The organism is Mesorhizobium sp. WSM1293, assembly GCF_000513875.1.
Classification (GTDB): domain Bacteria; phylum Pseudomonadota; class Alphaproteobacteria; order Rhizobiales; family Rhizobiaceae; genus Mesorhizobium; species Mesorhizobium ciceri.
Genome location: NZ_AZUV01000011.1, coordinates 178,301 through 193,395, shown reverse-complemented (window position 1 = coordinate 193,395; position 15,095 = coordinate 178,301). Strand labels below are relative to the sequence as shown.

The following is a 15,095-nucleotide window of genomic DNA, read 5'->3' as shown; positions in this document are numbered from 1 at the left end:
CAAGTTAAGTTGAGCTTGTAGCGAAGAAACCCTGGATGTGCAAACGAAGGAGAAGGCGATGTGCGCCTGGGTCAAGATGTCGGGAGACGGAGTGCCGTTATCCGAGTTGCCGGATGGCTTCGCCCACCACCATGGCGACGGAGAGCGCCACGTTGATGCTGCGCGCCGTACCCTGCATGGGGATGGTCAGGCGCGCATCCGCCGCCTGATGGACAGGATCCGGCACGCCTGCGGATTCGCGGCCGAACAGGAGGACGTCACCGTCCGCGAAGCTGAAGCTGGTGTAGGCCGTCGTGGCTTTGGTCGACAGCAGCACCAGCCGGTGCGAATCAGCCTTGCGCCATTCCTCGAAGGCGTGCCAGTCGACGTGCCGGGTCAGGGCAGCCATTTCGAGGTAGTCCATGCCGGCTCGCTTGAGCGCCTTGTCGGAGAGCGGAAATCCGACCGGTTCGATGATGTCGACGCCAAGTCCGAGGCACGCGGCGAAGCGCAGGATTGTTCCGGTGTTGCCGGCAATGTCAGGCTGGTAGAGCGCGATGCGGAGACGACGGTTCATTTCCGCGTCCTTCTAATAAGTGGCGGATCGGCCACAGCGGCTTGGCGGTTTTGGAAATTGCTGGACCTGCGGGTGGCCATTTTCTGCGAAGTCGGGTATACAACCAGCATTGTCAACCCGAACCGATGGAGGGGTAATTCATGATGACCATGCACATCCAGCGCCCCTCTCGTGGGCTTACCTGCCTGCCGGCGGTTTCGGTACGACGATTCTCCTGACTCTCTAAGACTTGATCGCACCGATTCCCGCCGAAACGATTTTTCGGCTCTCGAAGGAATCCTGCGATGTTTTTCAAAAAGTCAAAAGGGCTGAACGCCCCAACTGAAGCTGTCCGGACCGACACTCGTCATGTCCGGACCGATGCAATGCGTGTCTCCGGGCGAATGCCGGCGGACGATATTGCTTCGCCTTTTTATCTCGATTTTCACACGGAGGACGGACCGATGTTCGATCCCTACAGAATACCGGGCTCGAGGAGCCTGCATATCCACCGACTGCCGACCTGGGCGCTGCTGATCGGCGACACCTATTCGTCGGCGGTTCACGCCGAGGTTCGCCGCCGGCCGCATCGCGGCATGCTGCCGGATGTCGATTTTTCGCGCGCGGTTCCCGATCCCGGGCGGCCGTCGCTGGTGCGCCGGATCATCCGGCTGATCCGGCCTGGCCCGAAAAACCGGGCTGGCGGCACCGTGTCGTCAGGATCGTCTGGCGCAGCTGTCGGCGAAAAGCCCGCGAGCCCCTATATTGCGCGAAGCATTGCCGACGGTCCGGGTGATTCCGGACCGTCGGCACTCGACGCCATCGGTTCCGGGGACTTCGTACGCTCACGTGCCGCGTAAGCGGCAAACCCATTTCACAGGCATGACCTATGTTGTTGTTTAGCTGGTTTGAAAAAAGGCTCGATCCGTTCCCCGCGGCGGAACCGGTCGAGCCGCCCAAGACGCTGGTTGCCTTCTGCCTGCATTATACGCGCGGCGCCTGGCCCTATATCCTTTTCGACGCAGTGCTGGTGACGGCCATCGCGATCGCGGAAGTGTGGATGTTCGGCTTCCTCGGCCGCATCGTCGACTGGCTGTCGGGACAGAATCGCGAAACCTTCCTGCAGACGGAAGCCTGGAAGCTTGCCGGCATGGCCTTCATCGTGCTGTTCGCACTGCCGGGCACCGTATGGCTGCATTCGCTCCTCAACCAGCAAACGCTGATGGGCAACTATCCCATGCGCATCCGCTGGCAGGTGCACCGCTATCTGCTCAAGCAGTCGATGAGTTTCTACCAGGACGAGTTCGCCGGCCGCATCGCGACCAAGCTGATGCAGACGGCTCTCGCCGTGCGCGAATGCGTCATCAAGGTGATCGACGTCCTGAATTACGTTATCGTCTACTTCCTCGGCATGCTGCTCATCGTCGGCTCGGCCGACTGGCGGCTGGCCGCGCCGCTCGGCGTCTGGCTGGTCGGCTATATCCTTTTGCTGCGGTTTTTCATTCCCCGGCTGGGCAAGGTCGGCGAGGAACAGGCCAATGCGCGCTCGATCATGACGGGCCGGGTCGTCGACAGCTACTCAAACATCCAGACGGTCAAGCTGTTCAGCCATGCACGCCGCGAAGCGTCATTCGCCAAAGACGGTATGTCCGGCTTTCTCGAAACGGTCTACCGGTCGATGCGCCTGGTGACAGTGCTTTTCGGCTCGCTCTACATACTGAACGCGCTGCTCTTGTTCTCGGTGACCGCGATGGCGCTGTGGCTGTGGCTGGGGCGAGCAGTGACGATCGGCGCGGTCGCCGTGGTCATCGGCCTTGTGCTCAGGTTGTGGGGCATGTCGCAATGGATCATGTGGGAAATGTCGGGCCTGTTCGAGAACATCGGCACGGTGCAGGACGGTATCGCCTCGATCTCGCTGCCGCGCCTTGTCGAGGACCGGCCGGACGCGAAGGAGATCAGCGTCTCCAGGGGTGAGATCCGCTTCGAGGACATCCGCTTCCACTACGGCAAGCAGAAGGGTGTGATCGAGGGCCTGTCGCTGGCGGTGAAGCCGGGCGAGAAGGTCGGCATCGTCGGCCGTTCCGGCGCCGGCAAGTCGACGCTGGTCAACCTGTTGCTGCGCTTCTACGACCTCGAAGCCGGGCAGATATTGGTCGATGGCCAGGAAATCGCCGCTGTGAAGCAGGATTCGCTTCGTGCGCAGATCGGCATGGTCACGCAGGACACCTCGCTGCTGCATCGTTCGGTGCGCGAGAACATCCTTTATGGCCGGCCCGATGCAACCGACGAGATGCTTGCCGAGGCGGCGCGGCGCGCCGAGGCGCTGGACTTCATATCAGGGCTTTCGGATGCCAGCGGCCGCAAGGGCTTCGACGCCCATGTCGGTGACCGCGGCGTCAAATTGTCCGGTGGCCAGCGGCAACGCGTCGCCATTGCTCGCGTTATGTTGAAGGACGCACCTATACTTATCCTTGACGAAGCGACCTCGGCGCTTGATTCCGAAGCCGAGGCGGCGATCCAGGAGAATCTCTACAAGCTCATGCAAGGCAAGACCGTCATCGCCATCGCGCACCGGCTGTCGACCATCGCGGCGATGGACAGGCTGGTGGTGATGGACAAGGGCCGTGTCATCGAGGAAGGTTCGCACGAAGAACTCGTCGCCAAGGGCGGGCTCTACGCGCAGCTCTGGCAGCGCCAGTCGGGCGGGTTCCTGCTTGAGGACGGTCCCGCCGACGCCGCCAACGACGCACTTGCAAAGGGGCAAGCCGCAGAATGATGGCCGCCGCATGATGACAGCCGTCTATCGCTGGTTCGAGAACTGGGTCTATCCGTTCAGGGAGCCGGCGAATCTTCGGCCACCGATCAGTGTCGGCGGCTTTCTCTGGCACTATGTCGGCCAGGCGAAGTTCGCCTTCTTCGCCATGCTGGTCATCGGCGGCATCGCGCCGCTGGTCGAGGCCGGCCTGTTCTACTTCGTCGGGCGGCTGGTCGATATTCTCGACCAGCTTCCCGCCGAGCGCAGCTGGCACGCACTGTGGGCCGCTGCCGGCCCTGAACTGGTTTTCATGGCCGTGGTGGTGCTGGTCATCCGCACCGTCGTCGTCGGCTTGTCGGCGCTGGTCGACGAACAGACGATCACGCCGGGCTTCTACAATCTGGTGCGCTGGCAGGCGCACCGGCATGTCTCGCGCCAGTCCTACGCTTTTTTCCAGAACGATTTCGCCGGCCGCATCGCGACAAAGGTCTGGCAGGCGGGCCAGGCGACCGGCGACTTGATGGAAAGCTTCATCGAGGTCGTCTGGTTTATGATCGTCTACACGGTGACGACGCTGGCGCTGGTCGCAGGCCTCGATCTCAGGCTGGCGGTTCTGGTGGTGATCTGGATTTCCGCCTTCGGCTGGCTGGCCAAGCTCTATTTGCCGGCAATCCGCAAGCATGCCGAGGAAACAGCCGAGGCCGGCTCGATGATCACCGGCCGCATCGTCGATTCCTATTCCAACGTGCAGACGCTGAAACTGTTCTCGGCCGATGGCGACGACCGCTACATCAGGAACGGTTTCGACATCTATCTCGACGCATTGCGCCCGTTCACCCGCCGGCTGACCGGCGTGCGCATGGCGCTGACCACGCTGTCAGGCATCATGATCACGGCGATCGGCTGCTTTGCCGTCTATCTCTGGGTCGAGGGCTCGATCACCGTCGGCGCGGTCGCCTTCACCCTGTCGCTGGTGCTGCGGCTCAACATGCTGCTCGGCCGGCTGATGATGCAGCTCAACAGCATCTTGCGAAACCTCGGCGTGCTGGAGAACTCCAAGGCGCTGATTTCGCAGCCGCTCGGCCTCACCGATGCGCCCGACGCCAAGGAACTCGTCGTGGCAGGCGGCCGTATCGCGGTGAAGAACGTCGAGTTCCACTACGGCAAAGGTTTCGGCGTGCTGAACGGCATCGACCTTGTCGTCAGGCCAGGCGAGAAGGTCGGGCTGGTCGGACCGTCCGGCGCCGGCAAGACGACCCTCGCCAATCTGATCCTGCGCCTCTACGATCTCGAGAGCGGGTCGATCACCATCGATGGCCAGGATGTCGCCAAAGTTACGCAGAATTCGCTGCGCGCCAATATCGGCGTCGTCAGCCAGGACACGGCGCTGTTCCACCGTTCGCTGCGCGACAACATCAAGCTCGGCATGCCTGACGCGACCGATGCGGAGGTGATCGCGGCGGCGAAAAAGGCCGAGGCGCACGAGTTCATCCTGACCTTGCGCGACAACAGGGACCGCGCCGGCTACGAGGCGTTTGTCGGCGAGCGCGGCGTCAAGCTGTCGGGAGGCCAGCGCCAGCGCGTGGCGATCGCCCGCGTCTTCCTCAAGGATGCGCCGATCCTGATTCTCGATGAGGCGACCTCGGCACTCGATTCCGACATCGAGGCGGCGATCCAGGAGAATCTGACACGGCTGATGGAAAACAAGACGGTCATCGCCATCGCCCACCGGCTGTCGACGATCGCAGCACTCGATCGTCTGGTGGTGCTCGACGGCGGCCGCATTGTCGAGCAAGGCACGCATGACCAATTGGTGGCGCTCGACGGGCTCTATGCGCGGCTGTGGAAGCGGCAGTCCGGCGGTTTTCTCTATCACGAAGACAGCGTGCTCGAAGAGACGCGCCCGGCGGAGTAGCTCCATGGGTGGATCGACAGGCGCCATCCCAGAGGTCGGCTACGTGCTCAAGCGGCTCCGGCCGACCATGCCGGCCTTCGACACGCTGAAGGAAGAGAGCCGGCTGGAAGGCTACTGGATGCTGGTACGCCTTGCGGATGGCTGGGCAAGTGGCCGCAACAAGTTCCTGAAACGGGGGGAGGCGCTGTACGGAGCATGGTATGGAAGGGAACTCGCCGGCGTGTGCGGGTTGAACATCGATCCCTATTTCGAGGGCAGGGGCCACGGCCGGGTCCGGCACCTGTTTGTGAGCGCGCGCCACCGTCGCGCCGGCCTTGGCCGGATGCTGGTCGAAACCGTTGTCGACAGGGCACGTCACCATTTCGCCATGCTGAACACCCGCGCGCCGCAAGAAGCCTTTCAGTTTTTATGAACGGCTTGGCTTTCAGCGCGTAGCAGGCGAAGAGTTCGTCACACACCGCATGGTTTTCGGGAAAGGAGGCTGAAATGTCCTTGCGTCCGCCATCTCATCTTGCCGGCGCCTCGGCCGCCGAAGCCGCCTTCGACGCGCTCGGCCATGAAATATTGGCGGAAAAGGCGGCAGCACTCGGCCGCGCCGGCCAGCGGGTAGAGGAAACGCTGGCCAGGCTGCGCGACAATGCCGACGAGCAACTGCGCCCCCTTCTGCTCAAGGATGCCGCCGAGGCGGTGCATGGCTATTTCATCCAGCGCGAGCTGTGCGGCTTGCGCAAGCACGATGCCGTCATTCGTGAATACAACATCCCGAAAGCGGTGCTGGCCAGGCTCGGCGCGAAATAGGGATCACTCCAGCCATTCGGTGATGAAGCTGCCATTCTCGTGGATGTCGGTCGTTTCCAGCGGGCCTGGGCCGAGATTGGTGAATTTGTGCGGCGTATTGGGTGGCACGATCAGGATCTGGCCGGCGGATGCCTCGATTTCCTGGTCGCCGACAGTGAACAGGCCGGTGCCCTGGCGGATGATGAAGATCTCCGCGTAGGGATGTGTGTGCAGGCGCGGGCCGCCGCCGACATCAGACAGATAGTTGAAGATCAGGCAGGAGTTGGAGCCGTAGGCGCCACATTGCAACTCGCCCTTCCAATGGTCCGAGCGAACGGCCCAGGTGTCGCGGTCTATGACGTGTGCCATGATGACAAGGATAGACCCGGCTGGGGCCTTGTGTCGAGCCGAACAAGGGCGTCGGATTTGCGGTTGTTTCCCGGTTGTTTAGTGATGGTTGGCGGCTATCCGGCGTCGTGTTGACCGGCGGCGGATTTTGTCCCCGCGACAATCTGCCCTTGTGCCTTCACCCGTCTGGACAAAAACGGGCTTCACGCATAAACCGAAGTCCAAATGCCGGAGGAATTCGCAAGCCTGTTCGCCATGCGCTGTCGGGTTGGCGTAATTGAGCGGGGAACAAGGCTCAACCACCGGCACGGAAGAGGCGAAAGGATCAGGCACCCGTGAGCGCAACCGACACCCAGGATCCCAACCGTCGTGATTTTCTCTACGTCGCCACCGGCATGGCCGCAGTGGTCGGCGCGGGTGCTTTCGCGTGGCCGTTCATCGACCAGATGCGCCCTGACGCCTCGACGCTGGCGCTCGCCTCGGTCGAAGTCGACGTCGCCTCGCTGACGCCGGGTATGTCGCTGATCGTCAAATGGCGCGGCAAGCCGGTCGTGGTCCGCAACCGCACCGAACAGGAAATGAAGGACGGCGAGGCGGTCAAGCTGGCCGATCTCAAGGATCCGATCGCCCGCAACGCCAATCTCCCGGCCGACGCACCGGCGACCGACGCCAATCGCACCACGCCCGGCAAGGAAGCCTGGATGGTGATGGTTCAGGTCTGCACGCATCTCGGCTGCATTCCGCTTGGCCAGGAAGGCGATTTCGGCGGCTGGTTCTGCCCGTGCCACGGTTCGCAATACGACACCGCCGGCCGCATCCGCAAAGGCCCGGCGCCGGAGAACATGGCGGTTCCGGTATTCAAGTTCATTTCCGATACCAAGATCCTTATCGGTTGAGGCAGGGGGATATTTCGATGAGCGAGGGACACTCGACCTATACGCCCAAAACCGGTCTCGGACGCTGGTTCGACGCCCGCATGCCGCTGCCGCGGCTGGTCTATGACAGCTTCGTTGCCTATCCGGTGCCGCGCAACCTCAACTATGCATGGACCTTTGGCGGCATCCTGTCGATCATGCTGGTGGCGCAGATCCTGACCGGCATCGTGCTGGCCATGCATTACACGGCCGACACCAATCTGGCCTTCGGCTCGGTCGAGAAGATCATGCGCGACGTGAATTCGGGCTGGCTGCTGCGCTACATGCATTCGAACGGCGCCTCGTTTTTCTTCGTCGCCGTCTACATCCACATCTTCCGTGGCCTCTATTACGGCTCCTACAAGGCGCCGCGCGAACTGCTGTGGATCCTCGGCTGCATCATCTATCTCCTGATGATGGCGACCGGCTTCATGGGCTACGTGCTGCCATGGGGCCAGATGAGCTTCTGGGGCGCCACCGTCATCACCGGCTTCTTCAGCGCCATTCCGCTGGTCGGCGACTGGATCCAGCAGCTGCTGCTCGGCGGCTTTGCCGTCGACAACCCGACGCTGAATCGTTTCTTTGCACTGCACTACCTGCTGCCGTTCATGATTGCCGGCGTCGTCGTTTTGCACATCTGGGCGCTGCATGTCGTCGGCCAGTCGAACCCGACGGGCATCGAGGTCAAGTCGAAGACCGACACCGTCGCCTTCACTCCTTACGCGACCATCAAGGACGCGTTCGGCATGATCGTGTTCCTGTTCTTCTTCGCCTATTTCGTCTTCTACCTGCCGAACTATCTCGGCCATCCCGACAACTACATCGTCGCCAACCCGCTGAAGACGCCGGCCCACATCGTGCCCGAATGGTACTTCCTGCCGTTCTACGCGATCCTGCGCGCCATCACCTTCAATGTCGGGCCGATCAACTCCAAGCTCGGCGGCGTGCTATGCATGTTCGGCGCCATCGTCATGTTGTTCCTGGTGCCGTGGCTCGACACTTCGAAGGTGCGCTCGGCTGTTTACCGGCCCTGGTACAAGCTGTTCTTCTGGCTGTTCGTGGCCGATGCCATCCTGCTTGGCTGGCTGGGCTCGCAGCCGGCGGAAGGCAGCTATGTGTTCATGGCGCAGATGGCGACATTGTTCTACTTCGCCTTCTTCCTGATCGCGCTGCCGGTGCTCGGCCTGATTGAGACGCCGCGACGGTTGCCGAACTCGATCACCGAGGCGGTGCTCGAGAAGAACAAGGGCGGCAGCGGACATCCGGCGGGCGCTACGGCGGCTCCGGAAACCAAAGGCTGAGCGGGTAGAGAATCTAAGGGGATTTGGCATGAAAAAGATTCTCACCTCGCTGGCGCTGATCGGCCTTGTGGCCGTCGCCGCTGGGGCCGCGGGCACTCGGGCGATCGCCGCCGAAGAGGCACACAATGTGGCCAATCCGACGCATTTCCCGATCGACGAGCCGAAGGAAATGGACTGGAGTTTCACCGGCCCATTCGGCACCTATGACAAGGCGCAGCTGCAGCGCGGCCTCAAGGTCTACAAGGAAGTCTGCTCGGCCTGCCATTCGATGAACCTGGTGGCGTTCCGCACGCTGTCGGACCTCGGCTATTCCGATGCGCAGATCAAGACGCTGTCGGCCGAGTACACCATCCACGACGGTCCCAACGATGCCGGCGACATGTTCGACCGTCCCGGCAAGCCGTCCGACCACTTCCCGCCGCCCTTCGCCAATGAGGAAGCCGCCGCTGCCTCCAATGGCGGTGCTGCTCCGCCAGACATGTCCCTGCTGGCCAAGGCTCGCGGTGTCGAACGCGGTTTTCCGCAGTTCGTCTTCGATATCTTCACCCAGTATGACGCGGGCGGCCCCGACTATATCCACTCGCTGCTGACCGGCTACGACCAGACGCCGCCTGCCGGCATGGTGATCCCGGAAGGCACCCACTACAATCCGTACTTCATGTCCGGCGTGTCGCTGAAGATGCCCAAGCCGCTCTCCGACGGCCAGGTGACCTATGATGACGGTGCGCCGCAGACCATCGACCAGTATTCCCGCGACGTCTCCGCCTTCCTGGCATGGGCGGCCGAGCCGCATATGGAAGACCGCAAGAAGACCGGTTTTCGCGTTCTGGTGTTCCTGCTTTTGTTCGGCGCGCTGGTCTATCTCACCAAGCGCAAGGTGTGGGAAGGCGTGGCGCATTAAGCCACACGATCAAGTGATCACGAAGGGCGCCGAGAGGCGCCCTTTTGCATTTCCAGAAGCCGGCCATGTCACATGGCCGTCACCGCATCCGGCGATCCTGTGCTGCTCTCATCAAAGGATCGCACCCATGAAAAGATACGCATCGCTCGCGGCAGGCCTGTTGCTGCTCATCGTCGGCTCGGCCGCGCAAGCGGAAGACGCCCAGCCTTTCGTCACCAACAAGGATGTCGACCTGACGATGATCCTGCCGCCGCCGCCGGCAAACGATTCGGCGCAGACCAAGGCCGAACTCGGCGAGGTGCTGATGCTGCAGGTGACACGCACGCCCGAGATGGTAGCCAGCGCCGTCGCCGATGCCGACGAGAATGTCTGGCGCTTCGCCAACGTCATGGGGCCGAAATTCAACAAGGAAACGCTGCCCAAATTCAGCGCCTTCTTCGATCGCGTCGTGGCCACCGAAGGCGCCGTCGTCGATCCGGCCAAGGATTTCTGGAAGCGCCCGCGTCCGCACCAGCTCAGCGACCTCGTCAAGCCGGCGGTCAAGTTGTCGAGCTCCGGTTCCTGGCCGTCCGGCCACGCCACCGTCGGCACCATGATGGGCATTATCCTGTCCGATATGGTTCCTGAAAAGCGCGCAGAGATCATGGCGCGTGCGGCCGAATACGCCCACAACCGCGAGGTCGGCGGCATCCACTATGCGTCCGACGTCGAGATGGGCAGGATTTCCGGCAGCGTCATCGCCGCGGTCCTGCTCAACCGGGACGACTTCAAGGCCGAGTATGAAGTGGCCAGGGCCGAGCTTCGTTCGGATCTCGGCATGTAATCTTCGTCAGTCGGATTAGACCAGAAAGGGGCGCTTCGGCGTCCCTTTTTTTGCTCATGGCCATGTCCGGAGGGCAGCTCGAAAAATAGTCCGTTGGCACGCCGACAACAGGTTGATATTCGATGCATCGAACGGTGGCGAGAAACTTGTCCCGCCATGGCCTTTGGAATTCGATGATGCGGCTCAGCGACTGTCACAACTTTTCCGATTACCGCCGCATGGCGCAGCAGCGGCTGCCGGGGCCGATCTTTAACTACATCGACGGCGCGGCCGACGACGAGGTCACCTATCGCCGCAACACCGAAAGCTTCGAGACCTGCGATCTGGTTCCCAACGTGCTGCGCGGGGTGAGCGAGGTCGACATGTCGGTGACGGTCATGGGCCAGAAGCTGGCGATGCCGTTCTATTGCTCGCCGACCGCCTTGCAGCGCCTGTTCCATCACCAGGGCGAGCGCGCGGTCGCCAAGGCCGCCGCCAAATACGGCACGATGTTCGGCGTGTCGTCGCTGGGCACTGTCAGCCTCGAGGAGGCGCGCAGCATCAGCAGCGGCCCGCAAGTCTACCAGTTCTATTTCCACCGGGATCGCGGTCTTAACCGGGCGATGATGCAGCGGGCAAAGGCGGTCGGGGTCGAGGTGATGATGCTGACCGTCGACAGCATCACCGGGGGAAACCGCGAGCGCGACAAACGAACCGGCTTTGCCATTCCCTTCAAGCTCAACCTTACCGGAATGGCGCAGTTCGCGCTCAAGCCGGCCTGGGCGATCAACTATTTCACCCATGAGGGCTTCAAGCTGCCGCAGCTCGACGAGCATGTCGACATGGGCGGCGGCACGATGTCGATCAGCCGTTACTTCACCGAGATGCTCGATCCGTCGATGACATGGGACGACGTCGCCGAGATGGTCAAGCTCTGGTCGGGTCCGTTCTGCCTCAAGGGCGTCATGTCGGTGGAGGATGCCAAACGCGCTGTCGACATCGGCTGCAGCGGCATCGTGCTGTCGAACCATGGCGGGCGGCAGTTGGATGGCTCACGGGCGGCGTTCGACCAGCTTGCCGAGATCGTCGATGCCGTTGGCGACAGGATCGACGTCATCATGGATGGCGGCGTGCAGCGCGGCACACACGTGCTGAAAGCGCTGTCGCTCGGCGCCAAGGCCGTCGGCGTCGGACGCTACTATCTGTTTCCGCTCGCGGCGGCCGGCCAGCCCGGCGTGGAACGGGCGCTCGAACAGATGCGGGTCGAGATCGAACGCGGCATGAAGCTGATGGGCTGCAGCTCTATCGAACAATTGTCGCGCAACAATCTCCGTTTCAGGTAATCTCGACCCATGAAATCCTCGCTCGAAGACACGCTGCTTGCCGCGATCCGCACCATTCCGGACTATCCCAAGCCCGGCATCCTGTTTCGCGACATCACCACGCTGCTTGGCAATGCGCGCGCCTTCCGCCGCGCCATCGACGAACTGGTGCATCCCTATGCCGGCCAGAAGATCGACAAGATCGCCGGCATCGAGGCGCGCGGCTTTATCCTTGGCGGCGCCGTCGCCCATCAGCTCTCGGCCGGTTTCGTGCCGATCCGCAAGAAGGGCAAGCTGCCCTACGAGACGGTGCGCGTCGCCTACAGCCTGGAATACGGGCTGGACGAAATGGAGATGCACAAGGACGGTGTTGCTCCGGGCGAGAAAGTGATCCTGGTCGACGATCTGATCGCCACCGGCGGCACGGCTGAAGCGGCGGTCAAGCTGCTGCGCCAGATCGGCGCCGACATCCTCGCCGCCTGTTTCGTCATCGACCTGCCGGACCTCGGCGGCCGCGCCAAGCTGGAAGCGCTTGGCGTGCCGGTGCGGACGCTGATTGGGTTCGAGGGGCATTGAGTGTTCTTCCCTTCTCCCACATGGGAGAAGAAAGAAGCGCCGCCTCTACTCGGCCTTCACCAGCACGGCGCTTTCGAACTCGAGCACTTTGTCGCCGGTCGAATCGAAAGCTTCCGAACGCAGCGCCAGCAGCCGCCAGCCGGGGCGTGAGGCAATCGGGCGGTGCGACAGCGCGGTGCGCGTAAAGGTGATGGTTTGCCCGGCATAGACCGGCTTCAGCCATTTCAGGTTCTTGAAGCCAGGCGAGGGGCCGAATTCCGGCACCGGACCGGGGCCGCTCCACGCAGCGATCTCGGCGTCCATGCGGTTTTCGAGATTGAGTTTCATCCAGGTGGCGGCGGTGTGCCAGCCGGATGCGCAGAGCCCGCCGAGCACGCTTTTCTTCGCGGCCTCCTCGTCGGTATGGAAGATCTGCGGGTCGTATTTGCGGGCGAAGGCCTTGATCGCCTCGGGCTCGAATGTGTGCGAGCCGAGCGTCACCGTGGTGCCGATACGAAAGAACTCGTCCAGTGTCATGCTTGGCTCCCCGCGGCATCGCGCGTGAGGAACATGGCGGAGTTCTCGAGCTCGAAGACGCTTTCGCCGCGCTGGTTGAACAGTTCGCTGCGCATTGTAACGAAGCCGAGTTGCGGCTTCGATTTGGACAGGCGCTTGGCAACGACCACCAGGGTGCCGGTCAGTTGATCGCCGGCCAGGACCGGCTTCTTCCATTTGACCTGATCGACGCCGGGCGCGCCCTGGCAGGTCGAGTCCAACAGGAAGGCATCGCACAGCATGCGCATGAACATGGCGCAGGTGTGCCAGCCCGACGCCGCCAGCCCACCGAGGATGCTGGCCTTGCCGGCTTCCTCGTCGAGATGCATCGGCTGCGGGTCGAATTCTCCGGCGAATTCGACGATCTCGGCGGCACTCACGAGCTTCGAGCCGAGGTCGATCGATGCACCCTCGATGAAGTCCTCATAGGCCCATGTTTTTATCTCTGCGGTCATGGTCTGGAATCCGGCTTGTCGACCCACGATCCTCAGGATCGGGGTTTCCGGATGCAGGCCGGCGTTCATTTGGTCAAGCGATTTCTACTGCGCCAGCCTGTGGCAGCCGATCGACAGGCCCACTCAGAGCCAGCCGCGGCGGCGGAAATACCAGAAGGGCAGGATCGCCGACAGCACCATCATGGCGATGGCGAAGGGATAGCCAAGTTCCCATTTCAACTCGGGGATGACGTCGAAATTCATGCCGTAGATCGAGGCGACCAAAGTCGGCGGCAGGAAGATGACGGCGGCGACCGAAAAGATCTTGATGATGGCGTTCTGCTCGATCGAGATCATGCCGAGCGTCGCGTCGAGCAGGAAGGAGATCTTCTGCGACAGGAAGGTGGCGTGGTCGGCGAGTGACAGCACGTCGCGAGACAGCGTCTTGATGCGCGCCTTGGTGTCCTTGCTCATCTTGGTGCGGGTCGAGGCATGGGCGAAAAAGCCCGCCAGGCGCTGCAGCGAGATCAGGCTGTCGCGGATCGAAGACGCGATGTCCTCCTTGCGGCCGATGGCTTTCAACAATTCCTGGAAGTCGCGATTGCGCTTGGAAACCTTGGTCGATCGCGCCTCGAAGATATCGCGCGAGATCGCCTCGATGTCACGGCCGGCACGCTCCAGAATGTCGGCGAGACGGTCGACGATCGCCTCCAGCAAGCCGATCAGGATGGTGTCGCCGCTGGTGCAGCCGGTCGCCACCTTCTCGGCGCGCTGCGGAAAGGTCTTGAAGGCCTTCGGCTCGTGGTAGCGCACAGTGATCAACCTTGTGCCGGCGAGCACGAAGGTGACCGGCGACATCAAGGGATCGTCGACCTCGGTCTGGGCGGGCAGGGTTGCGGTCATGAAGTAGGCGCCGTCCTCGACATAGAGGCGGCTCGAAATCTCGATCTCCTCCATCTCCTCGCGTGTCGGAATGGCCACGCCGAGCCAGCTCTCGATCGTCGCTTCCTCTTCCTTTGTCGGGTTGAACAGGTCCGCCCAGACGATGGTCTCGCTGTTTGCCAGGAGATCGTCGACGAGGCGCAGGCGATCATTGTCCACGACGAAGGCCTTGATCATCGCCTGATATCCCTTGCTGGGGCCAAAGGGTGTGTTCGGATTGACGCGTCGTGTTGGATTGCACGGTTCCCGGCGCCAGCGCCGACCGTGCGTCTGCCGCTTAGACCTGTGACGTGACAAAATCAAGACAAGCCCGAATCGGGCCGGGGGACGGCCCTCGCGGCTCGGAAGCCGCGTCAGCGGATCGATCTAAAGACTGGCTAGAGTGACCTCCAAGTCCTCGTATGCGCCGACGAGGGCATCCGCGCCATGTCGCAACAGAGCATCGCCATGAGTGCCGGTGCAATGACTGCCAGCGGTAAATCCGATCACGCGCATACCTGCTGCCTTGCCCGCCAGGACGCCATTCACGCTGTCCTCGACCACGATGCACTCCTTTGCATGAACACCGATCGTGTCCGCCGCATGCAAGAACAGGTCTGGTTCCGGCTTTCCATTGACGACCATGTCCGATGAAAAAATATTAGGATCGAAAAGGTCGACAAGGCCCGTGTGTTCGAGTTTCCAACGCAATCGGGCCAGCGGCGTGCTTGACGCCACACATCTCCATGCGGCGAGCCGGCCAATCACATTCCGTGCATCGGGTAAGGCCGCCAGATTCTTACGCAAGCGTTCGTTGGTGTGGTCGGCAAGCTGTTCAAAAAAGAGCGGAGAGAGCGGCTTGGCTCGCTCTTGGCCGATCGCTTCGAGCTTCGCCTGCCACATAGCGGGAGACAATCCCATGAAGGCTTGCGTATAGGCGCTTGGTTCGAACGTGATGCCGGCCGCCGCCAGATATTCAAGCTCGGTTGCCTGGTATATCTCCTCGCTGTTCACGAGGACGCCGTCACAATCAAATATTATCAGCTTTATAGGCGACACT

General features: G+C 62.2%; 17 protein-coding genes. 11 read left to right on the top strand and 6 right to left on the bottom strand.

What is annotated here, in order from left to right; translation table 11 throughout:
- Window positions 1–97 precede the first annotated feature (97 nt).
- A complete protein-coding gene (locus M729_RS0115950; protein WP_027162165.1) occupies window positions 98–556 on the bottom strand; it encodes a tRNA (cytidine(34)-2'-O)-methyltransferase in 459 nt (152 codons plus the stop codon).
- Window positions 557–999: 443 nt separating this feature from the next.
- On the opposite strand from M729_RS0115950, the gene M729_RS0115945 reads away from it, so the two are divergent.
- From M729_RS0115945 to M729_RS0115925, 5 genes are all read left to right on the top strand, one after another.
- Window positions 1,000–1,395, top strand: coding sequence for a hypothetical protein (locus M729_RS0115945; protein ID WP_084652660.1), 396 nt, complete (start codon window positions 1,000–1,002; stop codon window positions 1,393–1,395).
- Between the two features lie 29 nt (window positions 1,396–1,424).
- Window positions 1,425–3,311 (top strand): ABC transporter ATP-binding protein, encoded by a 1,887-nt coding sequence (locus tag M729_RS0115940; RefSeq protein ID WP_032808610.1) that lies wholly within the window; start codon window positions 1,425–1,427, stop codon window positions 3,309–3,311.
- Between the two features lie 10 nt (window positions 3,312–3,321).
- Window positions 3,322–5,205 carry an ABC transporter ATP-binding protein gene (locus tag M729_RS01000000135255; RefSeq protein WP_032808649.1) on the top strand — a complete coding sequence of 628 codons (1,884 nt, stop codon included), beginning with the start codon at window positions 3,322–3,324 and terminating at the stop codon, window positions 5,203–5,205.
- 4 nt (window positions 5,206–5,209) lie between these two features.
- On the top strand, window positions 5,210–5,617 hold the full coding sequence (locus tag M729_RS01000000135250) for a GNAT family N-acetyltransferase (protein ID WP_245267588.1): 408 nt from the start codon (window positions 5,210–5,212) through the stop codon (window positions 5,615–5,617).
- A gap of 74 nt (window positions 5,618–5,691) precedes the next feature.
- A complete protein-coding gene (locus M729_RS0115925; protein WP_013529982.1) occupies window positions 5,692–6,003 on the top strand; it encodes a DUF6665 family protein in 312 nt (103 codons plus the stop codon).
- A gap of 3 nt (window positions 6,004–6,006) precedes the next feature.
- Here the strand turns inward: M729_RS0115925 and M729_RS0115920 are convergent, their stop codons facing one another.
- Complete coding sequence (locus M729_RS0115920; RefSeq protein ID WP_027162162.1) at window positions 6,007–6,351, bottom strand: cupin domain-containing protein; 345 nt, start codon at window positions 6,349–6,351, stop codon at window positions 6,007–6,009.
- A gap of 314 nt (window positions 6,352–6,665) precedes the next feature.
- Between M729_RS0115920 and petA the strand changes: the two genes are divergently transcribed.
- The 6 genes from petA (at window position 6,666) to M729_RS0115890 (ending at window position 12,146) form a co-directional block, all read left to right on the top strand.
- Complete coding sequence (petA, locus tag M729_RS0115915) at window positions 6,666–7,226, top strand: ubiquinol-cytochrome c reductase iron-sulfur subunit (RefSeq protein WP_013529984.1); 561 nt, start codon at window positions 6,666–6,668, stop codon at window positions 7,224–7,226.
- A 17-nt stretch (window positions 7,227–7,243) separates the two neighbouring features.
- Window positions 7,244–8,545, top strand: coding sequence for a cytochrome b N-terminal domain-containing protein (locus tag M729_RS0115910; protein ID WP_013529985.1), 1,302 nt, complete (start codon window positions 7,244–7,246; stop codon window positions 8,543–8,545).
- Between the two features lie 28 nt (window positions 8,546–8,573).
- Window positions 8,574–9,446: a cytochrome c1 gene (locus tag M729_RS0115905; protein ID WP_013529986.1), complete on the top strand. Its 873-nt coding sequence runs from the start codon at window positions 8,574–8,576 to the stop codon at window positions 9,444–9,446.
- A 127-nt stretch (window positions 9,447–9,573) separates the two neighbouring features.
- Window positions 9,574–10,269 carry a phosphatase PAP2 family protein gene (locus tag M729_RS0115900; RefSeq protein WP_027162161.1) on the top strand — a complete coding sequence of 232 codons (696 nt, stop codon included), beginning with the start codon at window positions 9,574–9,576 and terminating at the stop codon, window positions 10,267–10,269.
- A 176-nt stretch (window positions 10,270–10,445) separates the two neighbouring features.
- On the top strand, window positions 10,446–11,591 hold the full coding sequence (locus M729_RS0115895; protein ID WP_027162160.1) for an alpha-hydroxy acid oxidase: 1,146 nt from the start codon (window positions 10,446–10,448) through the stop codon (window positions 11,589–11,591).
- Between the two features lie 9 nt (window positions 11,592–11,600).
- The gene (locus M729_RS0115890) at window positions 11,601–12,146 is read left to right on the top strand and encodes an adenine phosphoribosyltransferase (RefSeq protein ID WP_013529989.1); all 546 of its coding nucleotides are present in this window, start codon (window positions 11,601–11,603) and stop codon (window positions 12,144–12,146) included.
- Window positions 12,147–12,191: 45 nt separating this feature from the next.
- Here the strand turns inward: M729_RS0115890 and M729_RS0115885 are convergent, their stop codons facing one another.
- The 4 genes from M729_RS0115885 to M729_RS0115870 all read right to left on the bottom strand — a co-directional run bounded on the left by M729_RS0115885 (window position 12,192) and on the right by M729_RS0115870 (window position 15,094).
- The gene (locus tag M729_RS0115885; RefSeq protein ID WP_027162159.1) at window positions 12,192–12,662 is read right to left on the bottom strand and encodes a MaoC family dehydratase; all 471 of its coding nucleotides are present in this window, start codon (window positions 12,660–12,662) and stop codon (window positions 12,192–12,194) included.
- Window positions 12,659–13,135: a MaoC family dehydratase gene (locus tag M729_RS0115880; protein ID WP_013529991.1), complete on the bottom strand. Its 477-nt coding sequence runs from the start codon at window positions 13,133–13,135 to the stop codon at window positions 12,659–12,661. The genes M729_RS0115885 and M729_RS0115880 overlap by 4 nt, the downstream gene beginning before the upstream one ends.
- A 123-nt stretch (window positions 13,136–13,258) precedes the next feature.
- The gene (corA, locus tag M729_RS0115875) at window positions 13,259–14,233 is read right to left on the bottom strand and encodes a magnesium/cobalt transporter CorA (protein ID WP_013529992.1); all 975 of its coding nucleotides are present in this window, start codon (window positions 14,231–14,233) and stop codon (window positions 13,259–13,261) included.
- A 189-nt stretch (window positions 14,234–14,422) separates the two neighbouring features.
- The gene (locus M729_RS0115870; protein ID WP_032808607.1) at window positions 14,423–15,094 is read right to left on the bottom strand and encodes an HAD family phosphatase; all 672 of its coding nucleotides are present in this window, start codon (window positions 15,092–15,094) and stop codon (window positions 14,423–14,425) included.
- Window position 15,095: the final 1 nt, after the last annotated feature.

Excerpts from the sequence above, each read along its gene's own strand:
- M729_RS0115885 (WP_027162159.1), bottom strand. The coding sequence starts at position 12,662 with ATGACACTGGACGAGTTCTTTCGTATCGGCACCACGGTGACGCTCGGC.
- M729_RS0115925 (WP_013529982.1), top strand. The coding sequence starts at position 5,692 with ATGTCCTTGCGTCCGCCATCTCATCTTGCCGGCGCCTCGGCCGCCGAA.
- M729_RS0115920 (WP_027162162.1), bottom strand. The coding sequence starts at position 6,351 with ATGGCACACGTCATAGACCGCGACACCTGGGCCGTTCGCTCGGACCAT.
- M729_RS0115945 (WP_084652660.1), top strand. The coding sequence starts at position 1,000 with ATGTTCGATCCCTACAGAATACCGGGCTCGAGGAGCCTGCATATCCAC.
- M729_RS0115895 (WP_027162160.1), top strand. The coding sequence starts at position 10,446 with ATGCGGCTCAGCGACTGTCACAACTTTTCCGATTACCGCCGCATGGCG.
- M729_RS01000000135255 (WP_032808649.1), top strand. The coding sequence starts at position 3,322 with ATGATGACAGCCGTCTATCGCTGGTTCGAGAACTGGGTCTATCCGTTC.
- M729_RS0115940 (WP_032808610.1), top strand. The coding sequence starts at position 1,425 with ATGTTGTTGTTTAGCTGGTTTGAAAAAAGGCTCGATCCGTTCCCCGCG.
- M729_RS01000000135250 (WP_245267588.1), top strand. The coding sequence starts at position 5,210 with ATGGGTGGATCGACAGGCGCCATCCCAGAGGTCGGCTACGTGCTCAAG.
- M729_RS0115950 (WP_027162165.1), bottom strand. The coding sequence starts at position 556 with ATGAACCGTCGTCTCCGCATCGCGCTCTACCAGCCTGACATTGCCGGC.
- M729_RS0115880 (WP_013529991.1), bottom strand. The coding sequence starts at position 13,135 with ATGACCGCAGAGATAAAAACATGGGCCTATGAGGACTTCATCGAGGGT.
- M729_RS0115910 (WP_013529985.1), top strand. The coding sequence starts at position 7,244 with ATGAGCGAGGGACACTCGACCTATACGCCCAAAACCGGTCTCGGACGC.
- M729_RS0115905 (WP_013529986.1), top strand. The coding sequence starts at position 8,574 with ATGAAAAAGATTCTCACCTCGCTGGCGCTGATCGGCCTTGTGGCCGTC.
- corA (WP_013529992.1), bottom strand. The coding sequence starts at position 14,233 with ATGATCAAGGCCTTCGTCGTGGACAATGATCGCCTGCGCCTCGTCGAC.
- M729_RS0115890 (WP_013529989.1), top strand. The coding sequence starts at position 11,601 with ATGAAATCCTCGCTCGAAGACACGCTGCTTGCCGCGATCCGCACCATT.
- M729_RS0115900 (WP_027162161.1), top strand. The coding sequence starts at position 9,574 with ATGAAAAGATACGCATCGCTCGCGGCAGGCCTGTTGCTGCTCATCGTC.